This is a genomic window from Dorea sp., from assembly GCF_977044405.1.
Map to the genome: position 1 here is coordinate 1 of NZ_CDRRQK010000020.1, position 19,116 is coordinate 19,116.

General features: G+C 41.1%; 16 protein-coding genes and 3 pseudogenes. 15 read left to right on the forward strand and 4 right to left on the reverse strand.

All coding sequences use genetic code 11. The annotated features are described in order from the left end of the window. From ACWJAF_RS09750 to ACWJAF_RS09785, 8 genes and pseudogenes are all read left to right on the forward strand, one after another. Window positions 1–126: pseudogene (locus ACWJAF_RS09750) on the forward strand (hypothetical protein); the annotation flags it as partial. Beyond that, window positions 113–952, forward strand: coding sequence for a reverse transcriptase domain-containing protein (locus ACWJAF_RS09755; RefSeq protein ID WP_448863622.1), 840 nt, complete (start codon window positions 113–115; stop codon window positions 950–952). The pseudogene ACWJAF_RS09750 and the gene ACWJAF_RS09755, both read left to right, overlap by 14 nt. Before the next feature lie 158 nt (window positions 953–1,110). After that, window positions 1,111–1,254, forward strand: a pseudogene (locus tag ACWJAF_RS09760) (IS110 family transposase); the annotation flags it as partial. After that, window positions 1,245–1,412, forward strand: a pseudogene (gene rhuM / locus ACWJAF_RS09765) (RhuM family protein); the annotation flags it as partial. The pseudogenes ACWJAF_RS09760 and rhuM, both read left to right, overlap by 10 nt. A gap of 189 nt (window positions 1,413–1,601) precedes the next feature. Continuing rightward, window positions 1,602–2,486 carry an exonuclease domain-containing protein gene (locus tag ACWJAF_RS09770; protein WP_296092205.1) on the forward strand — a complete coding sequence of 295 codons (885 nt, stop codon included), beginning with the start codon at window positions 1,602–1,604 and terminating at the stop codon, window positions 2,484–2,486. Between the two features lie 533 nt (window positions 2,487–3,019). Continuing rightward, window positions 3,020–3,853 carry a transporter substrate-binding domain-containing protein gene (locus ACWJAF_RS09775; protein ID WP_448863562.1) on the forward strand — a complete coding sequence of 278 codons (834 nt, stop codon included), beginning with the start codon at window positions 3,020–3,022 and terminating at the stop codon, window positions 3,851–3,853. 62 nt (window positions 3,854–3,915) lie between these two features. Further along, window positions 3,916–4,560: an amino acid ABC transporter permease gene (locus ACWJAF_RS09780; protein ID WP_296031452.1), complete on the forward strand. Its 645-nt coding sequence runs from the start codon at window positions 3,916–3,918 to the stop codon at window positions 4,558–4,560. Between the two features lie 11 nt (window positions 4,561–4,571). Further along, window positions 4,572–5,306: an amino acid ABC transporter ATP-binding protein gene (locus ACWJAF_RS09785; RefSeq protein WP_296092320.1), complete on the forward strand. Its 735-nt coding sequence runs from the start codon at window positions 4,572–4,574 to the stop codon at window positions 5,304–5,306. Window positions 5,307–5,394: 88 nt separating this feature from the next. Here ACWJAF_RS09785 and ACWJAF_RS09790 read toward each other — a convergent pair whose 3' ends face one another. Further along, the gene (locus tag ACWJAF_RS09790; protein ID WP_448863564.1) at window positions 5,395–6,288 is read right to left on the reverse strand and encodes a LysR family transcriptional regulator; all 894 of its coding nucleotides are present in this window, start codon (window positions 6,286–6,288) and stop codon (window positions 5,395–5,397) included. Window positions 6,289–6,517: 229 nt separating this feature from the next. On the opposite strand from ACWJAF_RS09790, the gene ACWJAF_RS09795 reads away from it, so the two are divergent. From ACWJAF_RS09795 to ACWJAF_RS09820, 6 genes are all read left to right on the forward strand, one after another. Further along, window positions 6,518–7,795 (forward strand): L-cysteine desulfidase family protein, encoded by a 1,278-nt coding sequence (locus ACWJAF_RS09795; protein ID WP_448863566.1) that lies wholly within the window; start codon window positions 6,518–6,520, stop codon window positions 7,793–7,795. 73 nt (window positions 7,796–7,868) lie between these two features. Then, window positions 7,869–9,062 carry a dicarboxylate/amino acid:cation symporter gene (locus ACWJAF_RS09800; RefSeq protein WP_448863568.1) on the forward strand — a complete coding sequence of 398 codons (1,194 nt, stop codon included), beginning with the start codon at window positions 7,869–7,871 and terminating at the stop codon, window positions 9,060–9,062. A gap of 298 nt (window positions 9,063–9,360) precedes the next feature. Beyond that, the gene (locus ACWJAF_RS09805) at window positions 9,361–9,870 is read left to right on the forward strand and encodes a response regulator (protein WP_448863570.1); all 510 of its coding nucleotides are present in this window, start codon (window positions 9,361–9,363) and stop codon (window positions 9,868–9,870) included. 92 nt (window positions 9,871–9,962) lie between these two features. Beyond that, a complete protein-coding gene (locus ACWJAF_RS09810) occupies window positions 9,963–12,299 on the forward strand; it encodes a response regulator (RefSeq protein WP_448863572.1) in 2,337 nt (778 codons plus the stop codon). 24 nt (window positions 12,300–12,323) lie between these two features. Continuing rightward, window positions 12,324–13,268 carry a DMT family transporter gene (locus ACWJAF_RS09815; protein ID WP_296031467.1) on the forward strand — a complete coding sequence of 315 codons (945 nt, stop codon included), beginning with the start codon at window positions 12,324–12,326 and terminating at the stop codon, window positions 13,266–13,268. Between the two features lie 290 nt (window positions 13,269–13,558). Further along, window positions 13,559–15,055, forward strand: coding sequence for an alanine/glycine:cation symporter family protein (locus ACWJAF_RS09820; RefSeq protein ID WP_296031469.1), 1,497 nt, complete (start codon window positions 13,559–13,561; stop codon window positions 15,053–15,055). A gap of 177 nt (window positions 15,056–15,232) precedes the next feature. Here ACWJAF_RS09820 and ACWJAF_RS09825 read toward each other — a convergent pair whose 3' ends face one another. Together ACWJAF_RS09825 and ACWJAF_RS09830 are read right to left on the reverse strand one after the other, a co-directional pair. Next, complete coding sequence (locus ACWJAF_RS09825; RefSeq protein ID WP_448863574.1) at window positions 15,233–16,111, reverse strand: DegV family protein; 879 nt, start codon at window positions 16,109–16,111, stop codon at window positions 15,233–15,235. A gap of 59 nt (window positions 16,112–16,170) precedes the next feature. Further along, window positions 16,171–17,058, reverse strand: coding sequence for a DegV family protein (locus ACWJAF_RS09830; RefSeq protein WP_448863624.1), 888 nt, complete (start codon window positions 17,056–17,058; stop codon window positions 16,171–16,173). A gap of 324 nt (window positions 17,059–17,382) precedes the next feature. Here ACWJAF_RS09830 and ACWJAF_RS09835 point away from each other — a divergent pair, with 324 nt between their 5' ends. Then, a complete protein-coding gene (locus ACWJAF_RS09835; RefSeq protein ID WP_331469119.1) occupies window positions 17,383–18,237 on the forward strand; it encodes a radical SAM protein in 855 nt (284 codons plus the stop codon). Window positions 18,238–18,290: 53 nt separating this feature from the next. Here the strand turns inward: ACWJAF_RS09835 and ACWJAF_RS09840 are convergent, their stop codons facing one another. Beyond that, complete coding sequence (locus ACWJAF_RS09840; RefSeq protein ID WP_448863577.1) at window positions 18,291–19,109, reverse strand: Cof-type HAD-IIB family hydrolase; 819 nt, start codon at window positions 19,107–19,109, stop codon at window positions 18,291–18,293. Between the last annotated feature and the right edge of the window lie 7 nt (window positions 19,110–19,116).

Sequence of the window (19,116 nt, forward strand, 5' to 3'; positions counted from 1 at the left end):
ATGAAAGCGTTCTGCGACTATAATGAATATGAAATTGCCGGTGAGTATGAGGATGCTGGAAAATCCGGCAAATCAATAGAGGGAAGAGTTTCATTTAATCAGATGATGGAGGATATTAAGTCAGGAAGCGTGTAACAACAAGGGCTATTATGTAGTAGACGCAGATATTGAAAAGTTCTTTGACAATGTAAATCAAGAAAAGCTGATGAAACTGGTAGAACAGAGAATATCAGACCGTAGGATATTGAAGTTGATAAAACAATGGTTAGAATCAGGAGTATTATACGGAAATGTACTGACAATCTCTGAACTGGGAACAAGCCAAGGTTCAGTCATATCTCCGTTACTGGCAAACATTTACCTAAACACACTGGACAGACTGTGGGAAAAGTATGGACTTACTCACGGTATTCTTGTAAGGTACGCAGATGATACGGTAATCATTTGCAAGAATAAGAAAAGTGCAAATCACGCACTGAATTTATTGCAGTATATCATGGCAAAACTGGATTTAAAGCTACATCCAGTGAAAACAAAGATTGTCAGCATGTGGGACGGAAAAGAGGGATTTGACTTTCTCGGAATGCACCATAGAAGAATGAAAACGGAAACACGCAAAGGACAACTGTACAAGGAAACGTATCAGTACCCAAGCAGAAAAGCCATGAAGAAAATGAAAGCCGAAGTCAAGAGGAATGTAAACAGACGAAGTCTGCTAGTTGCAAAGGAAGAGGATTTAATAAAGAATCTGAATCCGAAAATCACAGGATGGAAGAATTATTATTCCACCAAGAGAAACGAAAAGTGGATGAAGGCTCTAGAGTGGTACATTATTTGCACTTTTACAAGATGGTATAACAAGAAACACCAGAGACGTAATCATATGTCAAAAGTGGGATTTGTAAGAAATAGCATTTACGGAAAAGGATTAAAGAAAATGGCTGGAGCATGACGTAATGCTGTAGAAAGAAGAATGTCGGAAAGCCGTGTGAGGGAGAACCTCATGCACGGTTTGATGAGGGGCGGATGAAAATTTCATCCGCCTACTCTACCCAAAAAAGAAAGGAGTATTCAATGAACATGTTATGAATGACGGTTCTATAAAATCTATGGATGATTGCGCATGAAATCAGTGTTGTACAGGTAAATCCGTATGCTGTAAAACAAACCAAAGAAGTGGAAGATAACAGCCAGCTGAAGGATGATACAAAGGATCCGAAACTGATTGCGAATCTGGTGAAAGACGGGAATTTTATGCAACTGTTCAAAATAAAATGCATTATGCAGTTCATGGACATACAGCGACTGAATTGATTGTGGAAAGAGCAAATCATACAAAAGAACATATGGGATTAACAACATGGGCAGATGCTCCGGATGGCAAAATTAAGAAAAGCGATGTCACAATTGCTAATTAGAGGAAAATGCTAAGAATCATAATTAAGCAAGATAATAAGTAAGATAATAAGCAAGTTAAAAATATTGAAGTAAAAATCAGAGATACTTTAGAAAGTAGTTATTCATTGTGCCCACTTGCAAAATCTCCCCACACCCTGTATGATGTCACAAGGAATATGATATAACAGCAAGGAGTGGTTTCATTGGCAAGGATCAAGAAAAAACCAAAGAAGAATATAAATATAAAAATACAGCAAAAGGATTTCCCAAAGATTGCAGATAAATTAAAAAATGAAATGGTTGCTTTTTTAGATACAGAATTTCTGACTTCCCAGAAAAAAGGCGGACCACCGCCGAAGCTGGTGTCGGTCGGATTTGTGATCTGTCAGAAGAACTTTAAGGAAGTGACAAGATTTCATTCGTATATATATGCCGAAGATGAATTACATGAGCTTTTTCAGGAGATGACAGGTATCGGAAGAGAAGACCTTTTAAGTGCACCGGATTATGAACTGGTGATGGAAGAGGTGGCAGAACAGCTGGAAGCCTGGGATGTGAAAAACATCTATGTATGGGGGCCGGATAAGCATGTGATCCAGAAAGATCTGCTGGAATATCGTCAGGATGCTTCCAAGAGAACAAGGAAGATTGTAAACCGTGTAATCCGGATGATCCAGGATGTAGAAGGGATGTATCTAGCAAAGTTAAGTCTCCCAAGTGCCGGAATTGCAAGTCTGAAACTGCTCTGCGGCCTTGGAACAGAAGTCAGTCATAATGCCCTGGATGATGCAGTAGATCTGAAAAATATTATCCGCCACATTGAGATGGAGGGATGTTCAGAAGAAAAACTGCAGATTATGAAGACATATCTGGCAGAAAAAGAAATATACTATAGACAAAGAAGATTCCGTGAAAAATGGGAAGAAGTACCGGAAGGCGTGATGGAAAAGAGTCTGGGGTTACTAAAAGAACTTGGAAAGATCGATACGATAGAAGCCCGGGCACTCCGGGATGATATCATGGTGATGTGTACCGGAGAGGATATCTCATTTCCAACGATGGAAGACTATTTTCAACAGGTACGGTAAGAGGATGCTAGAGTGTGTCTGAAAAATCATTCCTACAATCTAGAAGTAAAAAATAAAGAGCTATATGTAAGAGGATGAAAAAAGAAGTATTAGAAAACGTAATAGTTAAATAACACAAAATAATACTTGATCAATGTTTACATTTTGGAAATAATGTAAAAACACCAGTAAAGATTCGTGATAAAAACGATAAAATAAAAGAATTAACTGATAATTTTGAACAAAATTACAGATTGACGGAAAGCAATAAAGAGGTTAGAATAATCACAAGTTCATAAGGAACGAGACAGACAAAGGCGTCGCAGCAATCAACTGCGGCGCTTTTTCGTATTTCATTTCACAGATATGAAATCATAGAAAAACTATTTTCTAAAGTCATCCCGGGTAAGATTAGAAAGTCTGTCGGACAGAAAATGCAAGGGCGCATTACAAAAAAAGTTTGTAATGCGCCCTTACATTTTCAGTTAAAAAAGAATCCAGGGAAATTGCAGTTTGCAGATTCCGAAGGTAAAGCAGTAAGGAGGACTCGTATTATGAAGAAGAAATTAGTAGCAGTTATGATGAGTGTGGCGATGGTAGCAATGCTTGGTGTAGGATGTGGAAGCAAATCAAGTGATGATTCATCAGCCAAATCCGAAACCAAGAAAACCCTTACAGAAGATGATATCAAAGGAAGTATGGAAGGTGTAAAGCTGAAAGTCGGAACAAGCGGACTTTTCGGACCATTTTCTTACTACGATGAAGATGGAAAGACCTTGATCGGATATGACCTTGATCTTATCAGTGATCTGCAGGATCTGCTTGGATTTGAGATTGACGGAGGTGTGCAGGCAATGGATTACTCAGCACTGACTACTTCACTTTCAGAAAGTAAACTGGATATCGGAGCTGCAGCACTTTGTGCAACAGATGAAAGAAAAGAGGTTATGAACTTTACCGATGTATATTGTGATTCCGGTCAGGTCGTTATGGTTAATAAGACAAATGATGAAGGAATTAAGAGTGTCGATGACCTGAAAGGCAAAAAAGTAGCCGTAGAAAAAGGAACTGCATCTCACACTTATGCATCAAAGAACCTGTCTGATTCCGAGCTGGAAGTACATGACACAATCACAACAGCATACGAATCACTGGAACAGAAGAAAGTCGATGCAGTTATTCAGGACGGACCTGGAGCAAGTTTCTACATTAAGACAACACCGGACAGCAACCTTGAAGTTGTAGGTGATGAGTTCAATCAGGGCCAGGCTCCATATTGTGTAGCAGTTTCAAAAGAGTGTAAATATTACGATGAGATCAACGCAGCTGTAAAAGTACTGATCAAGAATGGTACAACAGATGAGTTATATGCAAAATGGTGTGAATAATCTCCAGTCCAGATTATTAAAATACAAGAACTAAAAAGACAACAGATAGGAAGAGATAGTATATGGATATGAAATTTTTGAATGTTTTACTCCCGATGATGTTCGACGGGTTAAAACTGACGATTTTAATTGCTGTAGTAGGTATCGGGATTGGTTTCCTAGTCGGAAGTCTCTGCGGATACTTATTACAGTCAAAATATAAGATAGGAAAAGCAATCGCTGAAGTTTACATTTGGATCATCCGTGCGACACCACTTATGGTGCAGGCGCTGTATGGATACTTCGTAATTCCAAAACTTATGGGTGTAGATATCAGCAGTACAATTGTCGGAATCGGTGTTATTGCATTGAACTCCGGAGCATTTATATCTGAAATTGTCAAAGGAGCATTGATGGGAATTGATCCGGGACAGAAAGAAGCCGGAGCATCTCTTGGACTTACCAGTTCACAGACGATGATCCACCTGATTATCCCGCCGGCTTTCAAATCCGCCCTGCCGGCATTGTTCAACCAGTTTATCACATCCGTTAAGGATACAGCATTATTATCTGCCATTGCGGTAAATGAGATTACACATCAGGCACAGGCATATGCAGCTTTAAGCTTTAAAGCAATTCCGACATATACCGCGCTGGCACTGTTTTATCTGGTGATACTTTCTATATTAATAATTGTTCAGAAACAGATTGAAAGAAAAATGAGGTGATTGATATGAATATGATTAAAATAAGTCATTTATCAAAGAAATTTGGAAACCTGGAAGTATTAAAAGATATCAACCTTGATATCGAAGAAGGAGAAGTTGTATGCATCATCGGACCATCCGGTTCGGGAAAAAGCACATTCTTAAGATGCATCAACCAGTTGGAGCAGCCTACAGGAGGTGTCGTACAATATGAAGGTAAGAACCTGTTAGATAAAAAATGTGACATCCGCAAGTTCCGAGAAGAGGTTGGTATGGTATTCCAGAGATTCAATCTGTTTCCGCTGAAAACCGTTGCTGAAAATGTGATGATGGCACCGGTCCTTACCAAACATATGAATAAAGACGAGGCACACAAAAAAGCACTGGAACTGCTGGATAAAGTAGGACTGAAAGACAAAGCAGATGTATATCCAAGTACACTTTCAGGAGGACAGCAGCAGAGAGTTGCGATAGCAAGAGCACTTGCCATGGAACCAAAAGCACTGTTATTCGATGAGCCGACATCAGCACTGGATCCAGAACTGGTTGGAGATGTACTGGATGTAATGAAGTCTCTGGCAAAAGAAGGAATGACGATGATCGTTGTAACACACGAGATGGGATTTGCAAGAGATGTAGCAGACAGAGTCATCTTCATGGCAGACGGATATGTAGTAGAAGAAGGAAAGCCGGAACGCATCTTTACAGCACCAAAGGAGAAAAGAACACAGACCTTCCTGTCACGTATTCTTCCGGCAACCGCTTAGACAGACGTTTTCTATATTTTTCGATATACTATCTTTTTTAACGAGGGACAGGGAATACCTGTCCCCGTGCTGTTATTGGAAGTCTGGATTATAATTCCGTTGTTTCGATCTCTTTTACGAGCTGGAAGAATGCTTTCATCTCGCGGGTCAGGAGCTTATCTTTGTGATAGACGATCTGACGCCAGATATGCATATCAAAATCACTGACCGTAATAGGTGTAAGAATTCCCTGTGCAATCTGTTCCCGTACGGTGAACTGCGGAACGAAAGATAAAAATTCGTTTTTCAACAGCATTTGTATGATAAAATCCGTACTGCTGGATTCTACACGGGGATGGATTTCCAGACCATAGGCAGCCAGATACTGATCCAGGATAAAACGGTAGCTGGCATACCGCTCGGTTAAAATAAAAGGTTCTTTGATGATCTCACTCAACATCAAAGGACTTTTTTTGGTACATGGATGATCATTGCTTCCGATAAATATAATATTTTCCGGCTCTTCTAAGACCTTGACCCATTTCGGGTCATACATACGTTTATCCATAAAATAGACAAGATCGACACGTGATTTATTCATCATATCCAGAAGTGCTTCCGGAGAATCTGTGATGATGCTGATCTCAACCTGCGGGTGAAGCTTATGATATTCGGACAGAATATCGGGAAGGATCGAAGCGCAGATGGACTCGATCGTTCCGATCCGTAGTGTTCCTGTCAGATCCTGGGAACCGGAAAGAACATCCTTTATTTCTTCGATTTCATTCGATATATGTAGGGCATACTGGTAGAATATCTTTCCCTGGTGCGTAAGGGAGATGTGTTTGCCGATGCGGTCGAAAAGCCTGGTCTCGAGTTCGGATTCCAGCTGCTTGATCTGAATACTGACGGCAGCCTGCGTATAGCCGAGAATATCGGCAGCTTTTGAAAAACTTTCCTGATTTGCAACATGTATAAATGTATTAATTCCACGAAAATCCATAAATTTCTCCATTCTGCGATGTAATTTAACCAAATCAAGCAGCGAAGCGTATTGCGAATATCCGCCTGACTTTACAAGTATAAAAGTTTTTTAAGCATTTCATAAAAAAGTTAAATTTTACAAATCGTTTATTTGATGATACAGTGTCTACATGAGAAAAACAAGTCAAAAACAAATTTTCCGGAAAATAGTTTTTATATAGATTTGAAGAAAGGAATACAAAAGAGAGATGGAAAAAACAAATCCAAAATATAATGCGTACGTACAGATCTTAAAAGAAGAATTACACCCTGCAATGGGATGTACTGAACCAATTGCGCTGGCTTATGCAGCAGCAGTAGCAAGAAGAGAACTGGGATGTATGCCGGACCGCGTTGTAATTGGGGCAAGCGGCAGCATTATTAAAAATGTAAAATCAGTCATCGTTCCGAATACCAATCATCTGAAAGGAATACCGGCAGCAGCATCTGCAGGTATCGTAGCAGGAGATCCGGATAAGGAACTGGAAGTAATCGCAGAAGCAACAGAAGAAGATGCAGCTAAGATCAAAGAATTCCTGGAGAATACACCGATCACAGTGGAGCATCTGGACCAGGGGATTACATTTGATATTGTGATTACGTTATATCACGGAGATGATTATGCAAAAGTAAGAATTGCAAATTATCACACGAACATCGTACTGATTGAGCATAATGGGGAAATTGTGAAAGAATCAGAGGTTAAAGGAGAAGAAGAGGAAGGTCTTACAGACAGAACCCTTTTAAATATGAAAGATATCTGGGATTTCATTAACACGGTAGATGTTGAAGATATCAAAGAAGTACTCGACAGACAGATGGAATACAACTATACGATCGCCAAAGAAGGAATCCGTGGCGATTATGGCGCAAACATCGGAAAAGTACTCCTTGATATGGATGAAGACAATGTAAAAACCAGAGCAAAAGCAATGGCAGCAGCCGGATCAGATGCCCGTATGAATGGATGTGAACTTCCGGTTGTAATAAACTCAGGAAGTGGTAACCAGGGAATTACGGTATCCGTACCAGTAATGGTATACGCAGAAGAGCTCAAAGTAGAAAAAGAAAAGCTCTACCGTGCACTGGCACTTTCGAATCTGACAGCGATTCATGAAAAGACACCGATCGGACGTCTGTCAGCATACTGCGGAGCTGTGAATGCAGGAGCAGGAGCGGGAGCAGGTATCGCTTATCTTTGCGGTGGTGGATATGAGGAAGTCATCCATACCGTTGTGAATGCACTGGCAATAGTATCAGGTATTGTCTGTGATGGTGCAAAAGCATCCTGTGCAGCCAAGATCGCATCTGCAGTAGATGCAGGTATCCTCGGATACAACATGTATGTACGTGGTCAGGAATTCTATGGTGGGGATGGAATCGTGACAAAAGGTGTAGAAGCAACACTGAAAAATGTTGGACGTCTTGGTAAAGAAGGAATGCGCGAGACGAACGAAGAGATCATCAAGATGATGATTGAAGAATAAGGGAAAATAAAACCCGGAAAATGAAATAAAAGTAAGAAAAAATTACATAAAAATTGAATGGAGTTTGAGAGGTATGAAGAAATTTTTTAGTAGTTTACCATTTAAGTTACTCATGGGAGTAGTGATCGGTATTGTCTTAGGACAGTTCCTTGGAAAACCAGTTATGGAAGTTATTGTAACACTGAAGTATATTGTGAACCAGATTATCTTATTCTGTGTACCGCTGATTATTATCGGATTTATTGCACCGTCTATTACACGGCTGGGTAATAATGCGTCAACCATGCTTGGAGTAGCAGTTGTAACTGCTTATGTATCTTCTGTAGGAGCTGCATTATTCTCTATGGCAGCAGGATATATGATGATTCCACATATGTCAATTACTTCTGAAGTTGAAGGATTAAAAGAGCTTCCGGAAGTTGTATTCCAGCTTGATATTCCGCAGATCATGTCAGTTATGAGTGCACTGGTATTCTCACTCATGATCGGACTTGCAGCAACATGGACAGAGGCGAATACAATTACAAAAGTTCTGGAAGAGTTCCAGCAGATTGTACTTTCTATCGTAACAAAAGTAATTATCCCGGTTCTTCCAGTATTCATTGCATTAACATTCTGCAGTTTATCTTATGAAGGAACCATTACAAAACAGCTTCCGGTATTCTTAAAAGTTATCGTGATCGTAATGATCGGACATTACATCTGGCTTGCATTACTGTACGGAATTGGTGGTGCATATTCAGGAAAGAATCCGATGACAGTATTAAAGAATTATGGACCAGCTTACATCACAGCTGTAGGAACTATGTCTTCTGCAGCAACACTTGCAGTAGCACTTCGTTGTGCAAAGAAATCTGAGCCGACACTCAGAGATGATATGGTAGACTTTGGAGTACCACTTTTTGCAAATATTCACTTATGTGGATCTGTATTAACAGAAGTATTCTTCGTAATGACAGTATCAAAAGTCCTTTACGGAACAATTCCGACATTACCAAACATGATCCTGTTCTGTGTACTGTTAGGAGTATTCGCAATCGGAGCACCTGGAGTGCCAGGTGGAACTGTTATGGCTTCCTTAGGACTGATCACAGGAGTACTTGGATTCGATGAGACAGGAACAGCCCTGATGCTTACAATCTTCGCACTTCAGGACAGCTTCGGAACAGCATGTAACGTAACTGGTGACGGAGCCCTGACACTGATCCTGACAGGATTTGCAGAAAAACACGGAATCAAAAAACAGACACAGACAGTTGAATTATAAAGAAATAACGTATAAGAAAATAAGTTATAAAAGAACATCTTTTACATCCCCAATATCTTTCTAAGATATATGAAATCAAGGCAGTTACAGTTTCGGAACAGGAAGCTGTAGCTGCTTTATTTTTATACTCTACCAAAGCTTGCAAGAAAAACTGCCGGTGGAAAGTTTTCTGTATACCAAAGTATGCAAGAAAAGCTGCCAGTGACAGGTTTTCTGTATAGCAAAGACGGTGCAGCTATGGAATATTAAGTGATTATTTAGTATAATGAAAGATAGAATTATTTTGAGGAGTTCTGGAATGCCAGAATATCTTCCACATTTGTTTGAATCATTTTCAAGAGAAAGGAATTCATCCGAATCAGGAATCATAGGAACCGGTCTGGGACTTCCGATTGTAAAATCTCTGGTGGATATGATGGGTGGAACGATCCGGGTAGACAGCGGGCTTGGAAAAGGAACCAGATTTGAGATCATATTGTGTCACAAAATAGCTGAAGAGAAGACAAAGAGGCCGGAGCATCTGGATGAGGAAAAAGAAGCGGAAAAATTCCTGGAGGGGAAACAGGTGCTGCTGGTAGAGGATAATGAATTAAATGCCGAGATTGCGAAGACAATATTAGAAGACAACAAAATGAAAGTTGAAGTTGCAACGGACGGGGAAGTTGCGTTAAAATGTATAAAGCGTGTACCGGCAGATTATTATGATTTGGTGCTGATGGATATTCAGATGCCGCGTATGAATGGTCATGTTGCAAAGCCGATAGAGATTGGAAAACTGATGAAAACACTTGCAGGCATCCTGCGATGAGGTTACCTTGAAAAAGGCAGTCAGCAAAAAGCCGGACCGCAGATGAAAGTGAATAAAAGGTTATAGCAGAACAAATGATAAGGGGATATACGATGAAGAAAAACATACATACATTTCTCAACGTTGTACTGGTCGTATTGATTATTTTGTGTATATTGATACCATCTATATTTACTGCGGCGGAGATGGGCGTATTCACAGAAGACCCGGTGGTTACGACGAAAGTAAAAGTAACAGATAAAGATGCGCCGGTACTTAAGATTGCAACAGACTATGATTTTAGTCCGAATTCTTATTATAATACAAATGGCGACCTATCTGGACTCTACATAGAGATTATGATAGAGGCAGCAAACCGGATTGGCATGCGCCCGGATTTTAAGACAGGAGAATGGCAGGAATGCCGGCAGATGTTAGAAGACGGGACCGTCGACGTATTACTGGGTCTGGAAATATTTTCCAATATGCAGGATACACTGCAGACGATACCAATCTGTTCAGATGACTTACGTGTTTATGGAAAAGAGAAGGTAGACAGTGTAGCGTCGTTAGCAGGGAAAAAGGTCGCACTTATGGCAAAGTCGGTTATAAAGTCAACCTATGACCTGCAGTGTGACTACGTGGAATATAATACGAATACAGAGATCCTTCAGGCAGTGGAAAATGGCGATGTGGATTATGGAATCTGCCATGCAGCAGTTGCATCGAAAATCATCGAAGAGAATGGTCTGAATCTGCAGGAAGGTCTTGTGATCGCAAAGAGCTATCCTGCACTTGCGGTAGATAAAAATGCCACAGAACTGCAGGAAAAGTTAAATACTGCATTGCAGGAAATGTCAGAAGACGGTACGATTGGAAAACTTCAGGACAAATGGGTCACAAACTTTACAGAGAACAAGTCACTGTCCTATGTATTACAGCATAACGAGACCTATTATATGATATTTTTAATCTGTGCAATTCTAATGTTCAGTGTGTACATTATTCTGAGGGTACATGCAGGGCATCAGGAGAAGCATATCAATGAATTGCTGGAATATCAGGAGAAGATGAAAGAATCAAACGATGCGGCCATACGTGCGAATATGGCAAAAAGAGAATTCCTGTCGCATATGTCGCATGATATCCGGACTCCAATCAACGGAATCATGGGTATGGTTGAGATCATCCGGAAGAATAAAGACAAGCCGGAAAAGACAGAAGAATGGCTGAAGAAGATAGATCAGGCATCGGGACATCTGTTATCACTGATCAACGACGTGGTGGATATGAGCAAGCTTGAAAATGGACAAGTGCAGCTTGAACATGTACCATTTGACTTAAATGACGAGATGGAGCAGATCAAGGCAATTGTGGAAGTTCAGGCGGAAGCAGCAGAGATCAGGTTCCAGATCCATATGAAGGATGTAGAACATACAAGACTGATCGGAAGTCCGGTGCATTTCCGGAGAATTTTACTGAATCTGATCAGCAACAGCGTGAAGTACAATCATCCGGGTGGATCTGTGGATGTATATATCAAAGAAAAGAGCAGCGATAAAAAGCAGGTAGAATATCAGATCGTTATCCGTGATACAGGTATTGGAATGAGTGAAGAATTTATTGATGAATATCTGTATAAACCATTTACACAGGCAGATGACAATGCGCGGACCAGTTACCGGGGAACCGGGCTTGGCATGGCAATCGTAAGTGAACTGTTAAAGACAATGGAAGGAAATATCCAGGTCTACAGTGAAAAGGACAAAGGTACGACATTTTACATCGCACTCGGATTTGACATTAATCCGGAGAAGGAACCAGAGATTGTGCCAGAGGATGATCTGGATGAAAAGAAGGATGTGAAAGGGCTGCATGTGCTGATCGTAGAAGATAATGACCTGAATCTTGAGATCACGAATTTTATGCTGGAGAGTGCCGGGGTAATCACGGCGCAGGCAAAAGATGGAAAAGAGGCAGTGGAAGCATTTGCTGCATCAGAAGAAGGCGAATATGATGCAATCCTTATGGACATCATGATGCCGGTTATGGATGGACTGGAAGCGACGCGTAAGATCAGAGCGATGACAAGAGAAGATGCAAAGACAATTCCAATCATAGCAATGACAGCCAACGCATTTGCAGAAGATAAGGTAAAGACAAAAGAAGCCGGAATGAACCATCATCTTACCAAACCGGTGGATCTTGAGATTCTTGAGAAAACGCTTGGAATGTACTGCGAAGGACATAAAAGAGTTGAATCTGAGAATGCAGAGAAAACAGAGGAAAAGTCCACTGGAACAGAAGAAAAGAAAGATACAGCAGAAGAGAAAACTGTAGAAAAAGCAGAGACAGAAGAGCAGGATCATACAGAAGAGAAGGAGAATGCGCAAGACAAGGAAGATACGCAGGATAAGACAATCGGGGAAGAAGAAAGAACAGAAGAGTAAAAGTTAAAAATATGAGGGATGACAATGGGAGAAAAACAATACGAAGAGCTTTCAGAACGGCTTGATCGTAAGGAGACTGTCCGGGGAACGGCACTTACGATTGCAGGTGGATTCTTCTGGGGGCTCGCAGGAGTATTTGGAAAATATTCATTCGAATACAAAGGGGTAACGGCACCGTGGCTGGTAAATGTAAGACTGATCATTGCCGGAATCATATTGCTTACAAGAGCATATATGATACAGAAGGAAGGAATCTTACGTATCTGGAAGAATAAAAGACATGTACTGCGGATGCTGGTCTATGGAGTGATCGGTATCGCAGGCTGTCAGATGACATATTATATGGCAGTCGAAGATTCCAATGCTGGGCTAGCAACGGTATTACAGTACACGGCACCGGTTATGATCATGGTGCTTCTGGCGGTTAAAAACTGGAAGATTCCGGGAAGAAATGAGATTATTGCACTGGTGCTTGCATTTGGAGGTACAGTTCTTCTGGCGACCCATGGTAATCTTACACAGCTGAGTGTGTCAAAGACAACGCTTGTGCTTGGCCTTGCATCCGCTGTTGCAACTGTATTTTACAACCTGGTTCCGGGGAATCTTATGGATATTTACGGGACATACGTGATGGTTGGATGGGGTATGCTGATCAGTGGAATCGGACTGACACCGATCGTAAAGCCATGGACAATGAATGCAGCAATCACATGGGACTGGCAATGTATTGCCTGTGTTGCAGTTGTCATCGTATTGGGAACGGTGATGTCGTTCAGCTGTTATATGGAGGGTGTCCGGCTGATCGGAGGATCAAAAGCCAGCCTGCTTGCATCGGTAGAACCGTTGACCGCAACGGCCCTGTCTGTAATATTCATGCATGTGGCATTTTCCGCAATGGATCTGGCAGGATTTGTCGGAATCATTGCAGCGGTTATTATATTGTCACTGCCAAAAAAGAAAAAAGCATAATAAAAGAAAAATCTTAGTTGAAAAGATTAGATAGAAGGAATCGTTCAGATGGATATCTGGACGATTCTTTTTTTGAACTTTAGTACGATGAATAAAAATGTTTTTAATTTAACAAGTGCTGTACGCGGGAAAATGTATAAAAATTAAAAAAATATGAATAAAATGGAGAAAAAGTAGTAAAATATGTGAAAAATATTCATCAATAAATGCCGCTATTTATTGATTTTTACAAATAATTGTGATATTATTAACAAACGAGAGCAAAAGAAAAGGAATACGGAGGGTATGGTATGTTAAACAGTTTAAACAACGTGGTAAATTTCCTGAATGGTTACATCTGGGGCGTTGGTATGTTAGTTTTGATTGTAGGAAGCGGATTATATTTTACAATCAGACTGCATGGTTTCCAGTTTGTACATTTTAAGGATATGTGGAGCAGAATTATTGATAAACAGGATTCTGATTCAGGAATCTCGGCATTCGGTTCGTTCTGTACGACCATGGCGATGCGTGTCGGTACCGGTAATGTAGCTGGTGTGGCAGTGGCAATCTACATGGGAGGACCTGGAGCATTATTCTGGATGATCCTTGCAGGTATGACAAACTCGGCAGTGTGTTTCGCAGAGTGTACACTGTCAGTTCTTTATAAGACACGGATCGACGGACAGTACCGTGGTGGCGGGGCTTACTGTGCAGAGAGAGGACTTGGATGGAAAAAATACGGTGCATTCATGGCGCTGATACTTATGATCGGAACTTCTGTATTTATGCCGGCAGCGGCTACATACACAATCTGTGATGGATTCCACAATGCAATTAAGATTCCAATGTGGGTAAGTGCACTGATCATCGCAATCATCCTTGCAATTGTTGTTATCGGTGGTGTAAAACGTATCAGTGCGATCGCATCAATGATTGTACCATTCATGGTAACGGTATATCTGATCGCAGCAGTTGTAATTATTGTGATGAACATTACAGCAGTACCAGGACTAATCAAAACAGTTGTAACAGCAGCATTTGGCAAGAATGCAATCTTCGGTGGAACAATCGGTGTGATCATCCAGCAGGGTGTTAAGAGAGGAACCTTCTCAAGTGCTTCTGGTATGGGTGAAGCTTCTCCTACAGCAGCTGCAGCAGAGACCAGTCATCCGGTAAAACAGGGGATGGCCAATGCAGCAGGTGTATGGCTTGATACGGTTATCATCTGTACAGCATCCGGACTTATGATCTTGTTAACAGACTGTTTCCATACAGCAAGCGGATATGTAGGAAGTGGTTCTGCAGAGCTTCCGGCACTTGCGGCAGCAGGAACGAACGGAGTTATCTTCGTACAGTTAGCATGTAAAACAGTTATGGGAAGAATTGCCCCGACATTCATCGCAATTATGCTGGCATTGTTCTCATTTACCTGTCTGATCAGTTATTACTATGAAGCAGAGACTGCAGCAATGTATTTGTTCCAGGGCGAATCAAAAGCAAAGATCCGTAAAGTAGTTACATGGATCATGAGAATTGCAATGCCGGTTCTGATCTTCATCTGGGGTAACCTGGAATCTGATATTGCATGGAACTTATCAGACCTGGCACTTGGAAGCTGTACATGGGTTAATATGCTGGTAGTACTTCTGTTATCACCAAAGGTAATTGCACTTTATAAAGACTATGAAGAGCAGATGAAAGCCAAGAAAGATCCATATTACAATCCTGATAAGTTGTCATGGGATGGTGTAGATACAGAGATGTGGAAAGATATCAATAAGAAATATATTGAAAATGAAAAATAAAAATCTGATTGTATTTTTGATACCTGAAAAACCAGAGCGTGTACTCAAAACGGAATCAATGATATAAAAGAAGATAAAAGATAAAGAAACCGTTTGGACATCGTGTTTATGAACATATGTCCGGGCGGTTTCTTTGTCTTAATATACAAGGTTCTGTAGATGAATCAAATATTAAAATTACACATCATAATCCGTAGAGCATACACTAATACCCATACCATAACCTTTAGGTCCGATATGGCAGCCTACGCTGAATGAAAGTGGATCATAATATACATAAGAATTCGGGAATGCTTCTACAAGCATCTGTTTCCATTCTTCAGCCTCTTCTTCGGTAAGATTAGATCCTGCAGCTCCGATAAGAAGATGTTTGTCATCTGCATCTTTAAAGCGTGTTTCACGGTCATTCTTTAATGCCTCTACCATTTTCTGTTTGCATTTTTTCATACCACGTGTCTTGGCAAATGCATCCAGTTTGCCGCCCTGGATTGTCAGGATCGGTTTGATGTTCAGAACACTTCCCAGTGCAGCACCGGCAGCGGTTACACGCCCCCCTTTTTTCAGGAATTCCAGTGTATCTACAGCGATGTAGATGCTGGAATTGTATGCCTCAGCTTCCAGGACTTCTTTGATCTCTTTTGCAGATTTTCCAGCATCAGCCAGCTTTTTGGCATGCATGACAGATTCTCTTTGCGTAACGGAGATTCTGTGATTGTCTGCAATCTGTACCTTCCCATCATAGTCATCAGAAAGGCTGATAGCTGTAGCACAGGATGCGCTCAGTCCGCTTGACATTGGGATATGGATAATCTCATCGTAACCCTGCTCAAGAATATCATCCCAAAGATCCATGAGATCTCCAGGCGATGGCTGGGAAGTAGATACATTTCTGCCTCCTGTCAGACTGCTGTAAAAAGAGTCTTCCGTAAGGTCGATTCCTTCATAGTGTGTCTCATCATCAATAATGACTGGCATAGGGATTAGAAAAATACCCATGGAGTCGGCTTCTGCTTTCATAATTCCGCTGTTGGTATCTGTCATAACAGCTGTTTTCATAGGTGAAAACCTCCTTTTGTACTCTTACTATCTATCGGTTATATAAAGAATAAATAATCTTATTCAGTTCGTGTCTGTCCCCAGAAGAACAGAGCAACAGTACCTGGGCCTGTATGGCTTCCAATGGTTGTTCCGACATTGTTAATCTCGACTTTTCCATCCAAATTAGGAAAACGGGATTCAACCAGATCGGCTACAGCTTTTGCATCTTCATAGCAGGCAGAATGGGAGATATAACATTTTCCCGAATATTCTGTCTGACCTTCGGCGTATTTTGCCATCTGATCTACAATGGTGCGAATGACTTTTCTTTTTGTCCGTATCTTATATCTTGGAATCAATCTTCCCTGATTGTCCATATTAAGAAGCGGGCAGATATTTAAGATACCTCCGATAGCACCAGCAGTTTTGGAGATCCTGCCGCCTTTGACATAAAAAGTCAGATCTGTAGAAAAGAACCAGTGATGTACGTTTAGCCGGTGTGCTTCTGCGAAGCGGAAAACTTCATCCAAAGATTTCCCTTCGTCACGAAGATCTGCCAGTTTATCCATCAAAAGTCCATATCCAGAAGAAGCTCCCAGTGAATCCACAATGAGGATCCTGCGGTCAGGATAACGTTCTTCAAGGCTTTCTTTTGCAATCATTGCAGAGTTCACCACTCCGGATATTCCGGAAGAAAGGGTAACATGCAAAATGTCTTTTCCTTCTTTCAGAAAGGGCTCAAAATAGTGTTCAAATTCGTCTGCATTGACCTGCGAAGTCTTTGTATCTGCCCCGTTTGCCATTGCATTATAAAATTTATCGAAGGGAATTGATTTACCAAGATCGTCTGCATATTCTTTTCCGTTCAGTTCAAAATGAAAACAGATATAAGATATGTCACGTGCCTTAAAATGTTCTTCGGTAAGATCTGCAGTAGAGCAGCAACTAATGATGTAATCCCTCATAATGTCGCTTCCTTCCTTTAAAATCTGGAATGCCTGAAATATTCCAAGCGTTGAAAATTGTACCATTTTCCGGCGGTAAATTCAACATATATAGGATAAAGAAGCACAAAAAGGTAAATTTATTGCAATACCGGAATGCAGACTTTGTGGATTGATGGTACAATATGTATATTTGAATTAATTATAGAATACGGGATGAAAAATATGGATCATATCATACTACCAAATAACGTTAAAACAAAAAGGAAGACAGAATATCTACCAGACTTTCCTGATAATTCCAATAGATTGAGTGACTGCACACTTTGTCCCCGGGAATGTCATGTGAACCGTCTGAAAGGCCAGCGTGGGCGCTGCCATGAGACGGCTGAAATCGTAGTCGCAAGAGCGGCGCTTCATATGTGGGAGGAACCGTGCGTATCGGGAAGTGCAGGATCCGGAGCGGTATTTTTTTCCGGGTGCTGTATGGGATGCATCTTCTGCCAGAATCACAATATTGCAGAAGCAAAAGCCGGAAAAGTGATCACAACGGACCGGCTTGCAGAGATATTTCTGGAGCTGCAAAGCCAGGGGGCGGCCAACATTAACCTGGTAACTCCAACTCACTATGTACCGCAGATTATAACCGCTTTGGAGCTTGCAAAAGCAAAGGGGATGGATTTACCTGTTGTATATAATACAAGCGGTTATGAGAAGGCTGAGACGCTTCAGATGCTAAAGGGTTACGTTGATGTATATCTTCCGGATTTTAAATATATGGAAATGGAACTTGCAAAGGCGTATTCCTATGCAGAAGATTATCCGGCATATGCAAAGGCTGCCATAAAAGAGATGGTAGATCAGACCGGTCCGGTACAGATAGATGAAGAGAGTGGAATGATAAAAAAGGGTGTCATTGTAAGGCATCTGGTTCTGCCGGGACATGTGAAGAACTCAAAAGCAGTTATCCGGTACCTGTACGAAACATATGGAGATAATATTCTGATCAGCATTATGAATCAATACACACCAATGCCGCAAGTCTCAGAAGACCCATTACTAAGCCGGAAAGTTACAAAACGGGAATATGAAAAAGTGGTGGATTATGCATTAGATCTTGGGATGGAGTATGGATTCATTCAGGAGGGAGAAGCGGCAAAAGAAAGTTTTATTCCGGAATTTGATCTTGAAGGTGTGTAAAAATTGAAATAAAAAAGAGGACTGACAGGTTGAAATCAGTCCTCTTTTTCTATTTACCGCATAAATTCATTAATGACATGTAATACCCCGTCTTCATCATTAGACTTGGTAATATAATCCGCTTTTTCTCGAACAGCAGGCTGGGCATTTGCCATTGCAACGCCAAGTCCGGCAGTTTCGATCATGGTAAGGTCGTTATAACCGTCACCACAGCAGATCATCTGATCAGCAGTAAGTCCTATGCTTGTGAGAAGCTTTAACAGGGAGTGCGCTTTGTCAATTCCTGCAGGCATGATCTCTACAAAGAACGGATCCGAACAGTAGATATAAAGATAAGAATGAAAATGCTCGATCAGTTCTTTTCGAAGTTTATCCAGAATTTCGGGATCACCGGTTACAAGGAATTTATTCGGGTCATCCGGGATGACGTCAAGAAAATTCCCGCTTGCATCGACAACCGGCATCGAATTGATACGGGATTCAAGCTGTGTGTACTGGTTTGCTTTGATTCCGGATAAGATGTGTTCTGGGGTATAAGTCAGGATATCTACACCATATTCTGCATATTTTTTTACGATATCGTAGACTTCTTTGGCACAGTCGGCTGGAAGAATCTTGTTGTAAATTGCTTTTCCGGTGCGGCAGTCTGTGATACGTCCGCCGTTAAAGGAAAGGATGTAACTTCCATAATCTTCCAGATGCAGCTGTTTTGCCAGAGGGACGATTCCTTTTGTGGGACGTCCGCTGGCAAGGACAACTTTTTTTCCAGCCTCCTGGATCTCTATGAGAGCTTCCAGGGTTGGCTTTGTGATTTCTTTTTTGGAGTTGGTAAGAGTTCCGTCCAGGTCAAGGGCGAGAATCTGATATTGCATAAATACG

Coding starts and splice junctions, on each gene's coding strand:
- ACWJAF_RS09780 (WP_296031452.1), top strand. CDS start 3,916: ATGGATATGAAATTTTTGAATGTTTTACTCCCGATGATGTTCGACGGG.
- ACWJAF_RS09790 (WP_448863564.1), bottom strand. CDS start 6,288: ATGGATTTTCGTGGAATTAATACATTTATACATGTTGCAAATCAGGAA.
- ACWJAF_RS09805 (WP_448863570.1), top strand. CDS start 9,361: ATGCCAGAATATCTTCCACATTTGTTTGAATCATTTTCAAGAGAAAGG.
- ACWJAF_RS09810 (WP_448863572.1), top strand. CDS start 9,963: ATGAAGAAAAACATACATACATTTCTCAACGTTGTACTGGTCGTATTG.
- ACWJAF_RS09800 (WP_448863568.1), top strand. CDS start 7,869: ATGAAGAAATTTTTTAGTAGTTTACCATTTAAGTTACTCATGGGAGTA.
- ACWJAF_RS09840 (WP_448863577.1), bottom strand. CDS start 19,109: ATGCAATATCAGATTCTCGCCCTTGACCTGGACGGAACTCTTACCAAC.
- ACWJAF_RS09820 (WP_296031469.1), top strand. CDS start 13,559: ATGTTAAACAGTTTAAACAACGTGGTAAATTTCCTGAATGGTTACATC.
- ACWJAF_RS09825 (WP_448863574.1), bottom strand. CDS start 16,111: ATGAAAACAGCTGTTATGACAGATACCAACAGCGGAATTATGAAAGCA.
- ACWJAF_RS09830 (WP_448863624.1), bottom strand. CDS start 17,058: ATGAGGGATTACATCATTAGTTGCTGCTCTACTGCAGATCTTACCGAA.
- ACWJAF_RS09785 (WP_296092320.1), top strand. CDS start 4,572: ATGATTAAAATAAGTCATTTATCAAAGAAATTTGGAAACCTGGAAGTA.
- ACWJAF_RS09815 (WP_296031467.1), top strand. CDS start 12,324: ATGGGAGAAAAACAATACGAAGAGCTTTCAGAACGGCTTGATCGTAAG.
- ACWJAF_RS09795 (WP_448863566.1), top strand. CDS start 6,518: ATGGAAAAAACAAATCCAAAATATAATGCGTACGTACAGATCTTAAAA.
- ACWJAF_RS09775 (WP_448863562.1), top strand. CDS start 3,020: ATGAAGAAGAAATTAGTAGCAGTTATGATGAGTGTGGCGATGGTAGCA.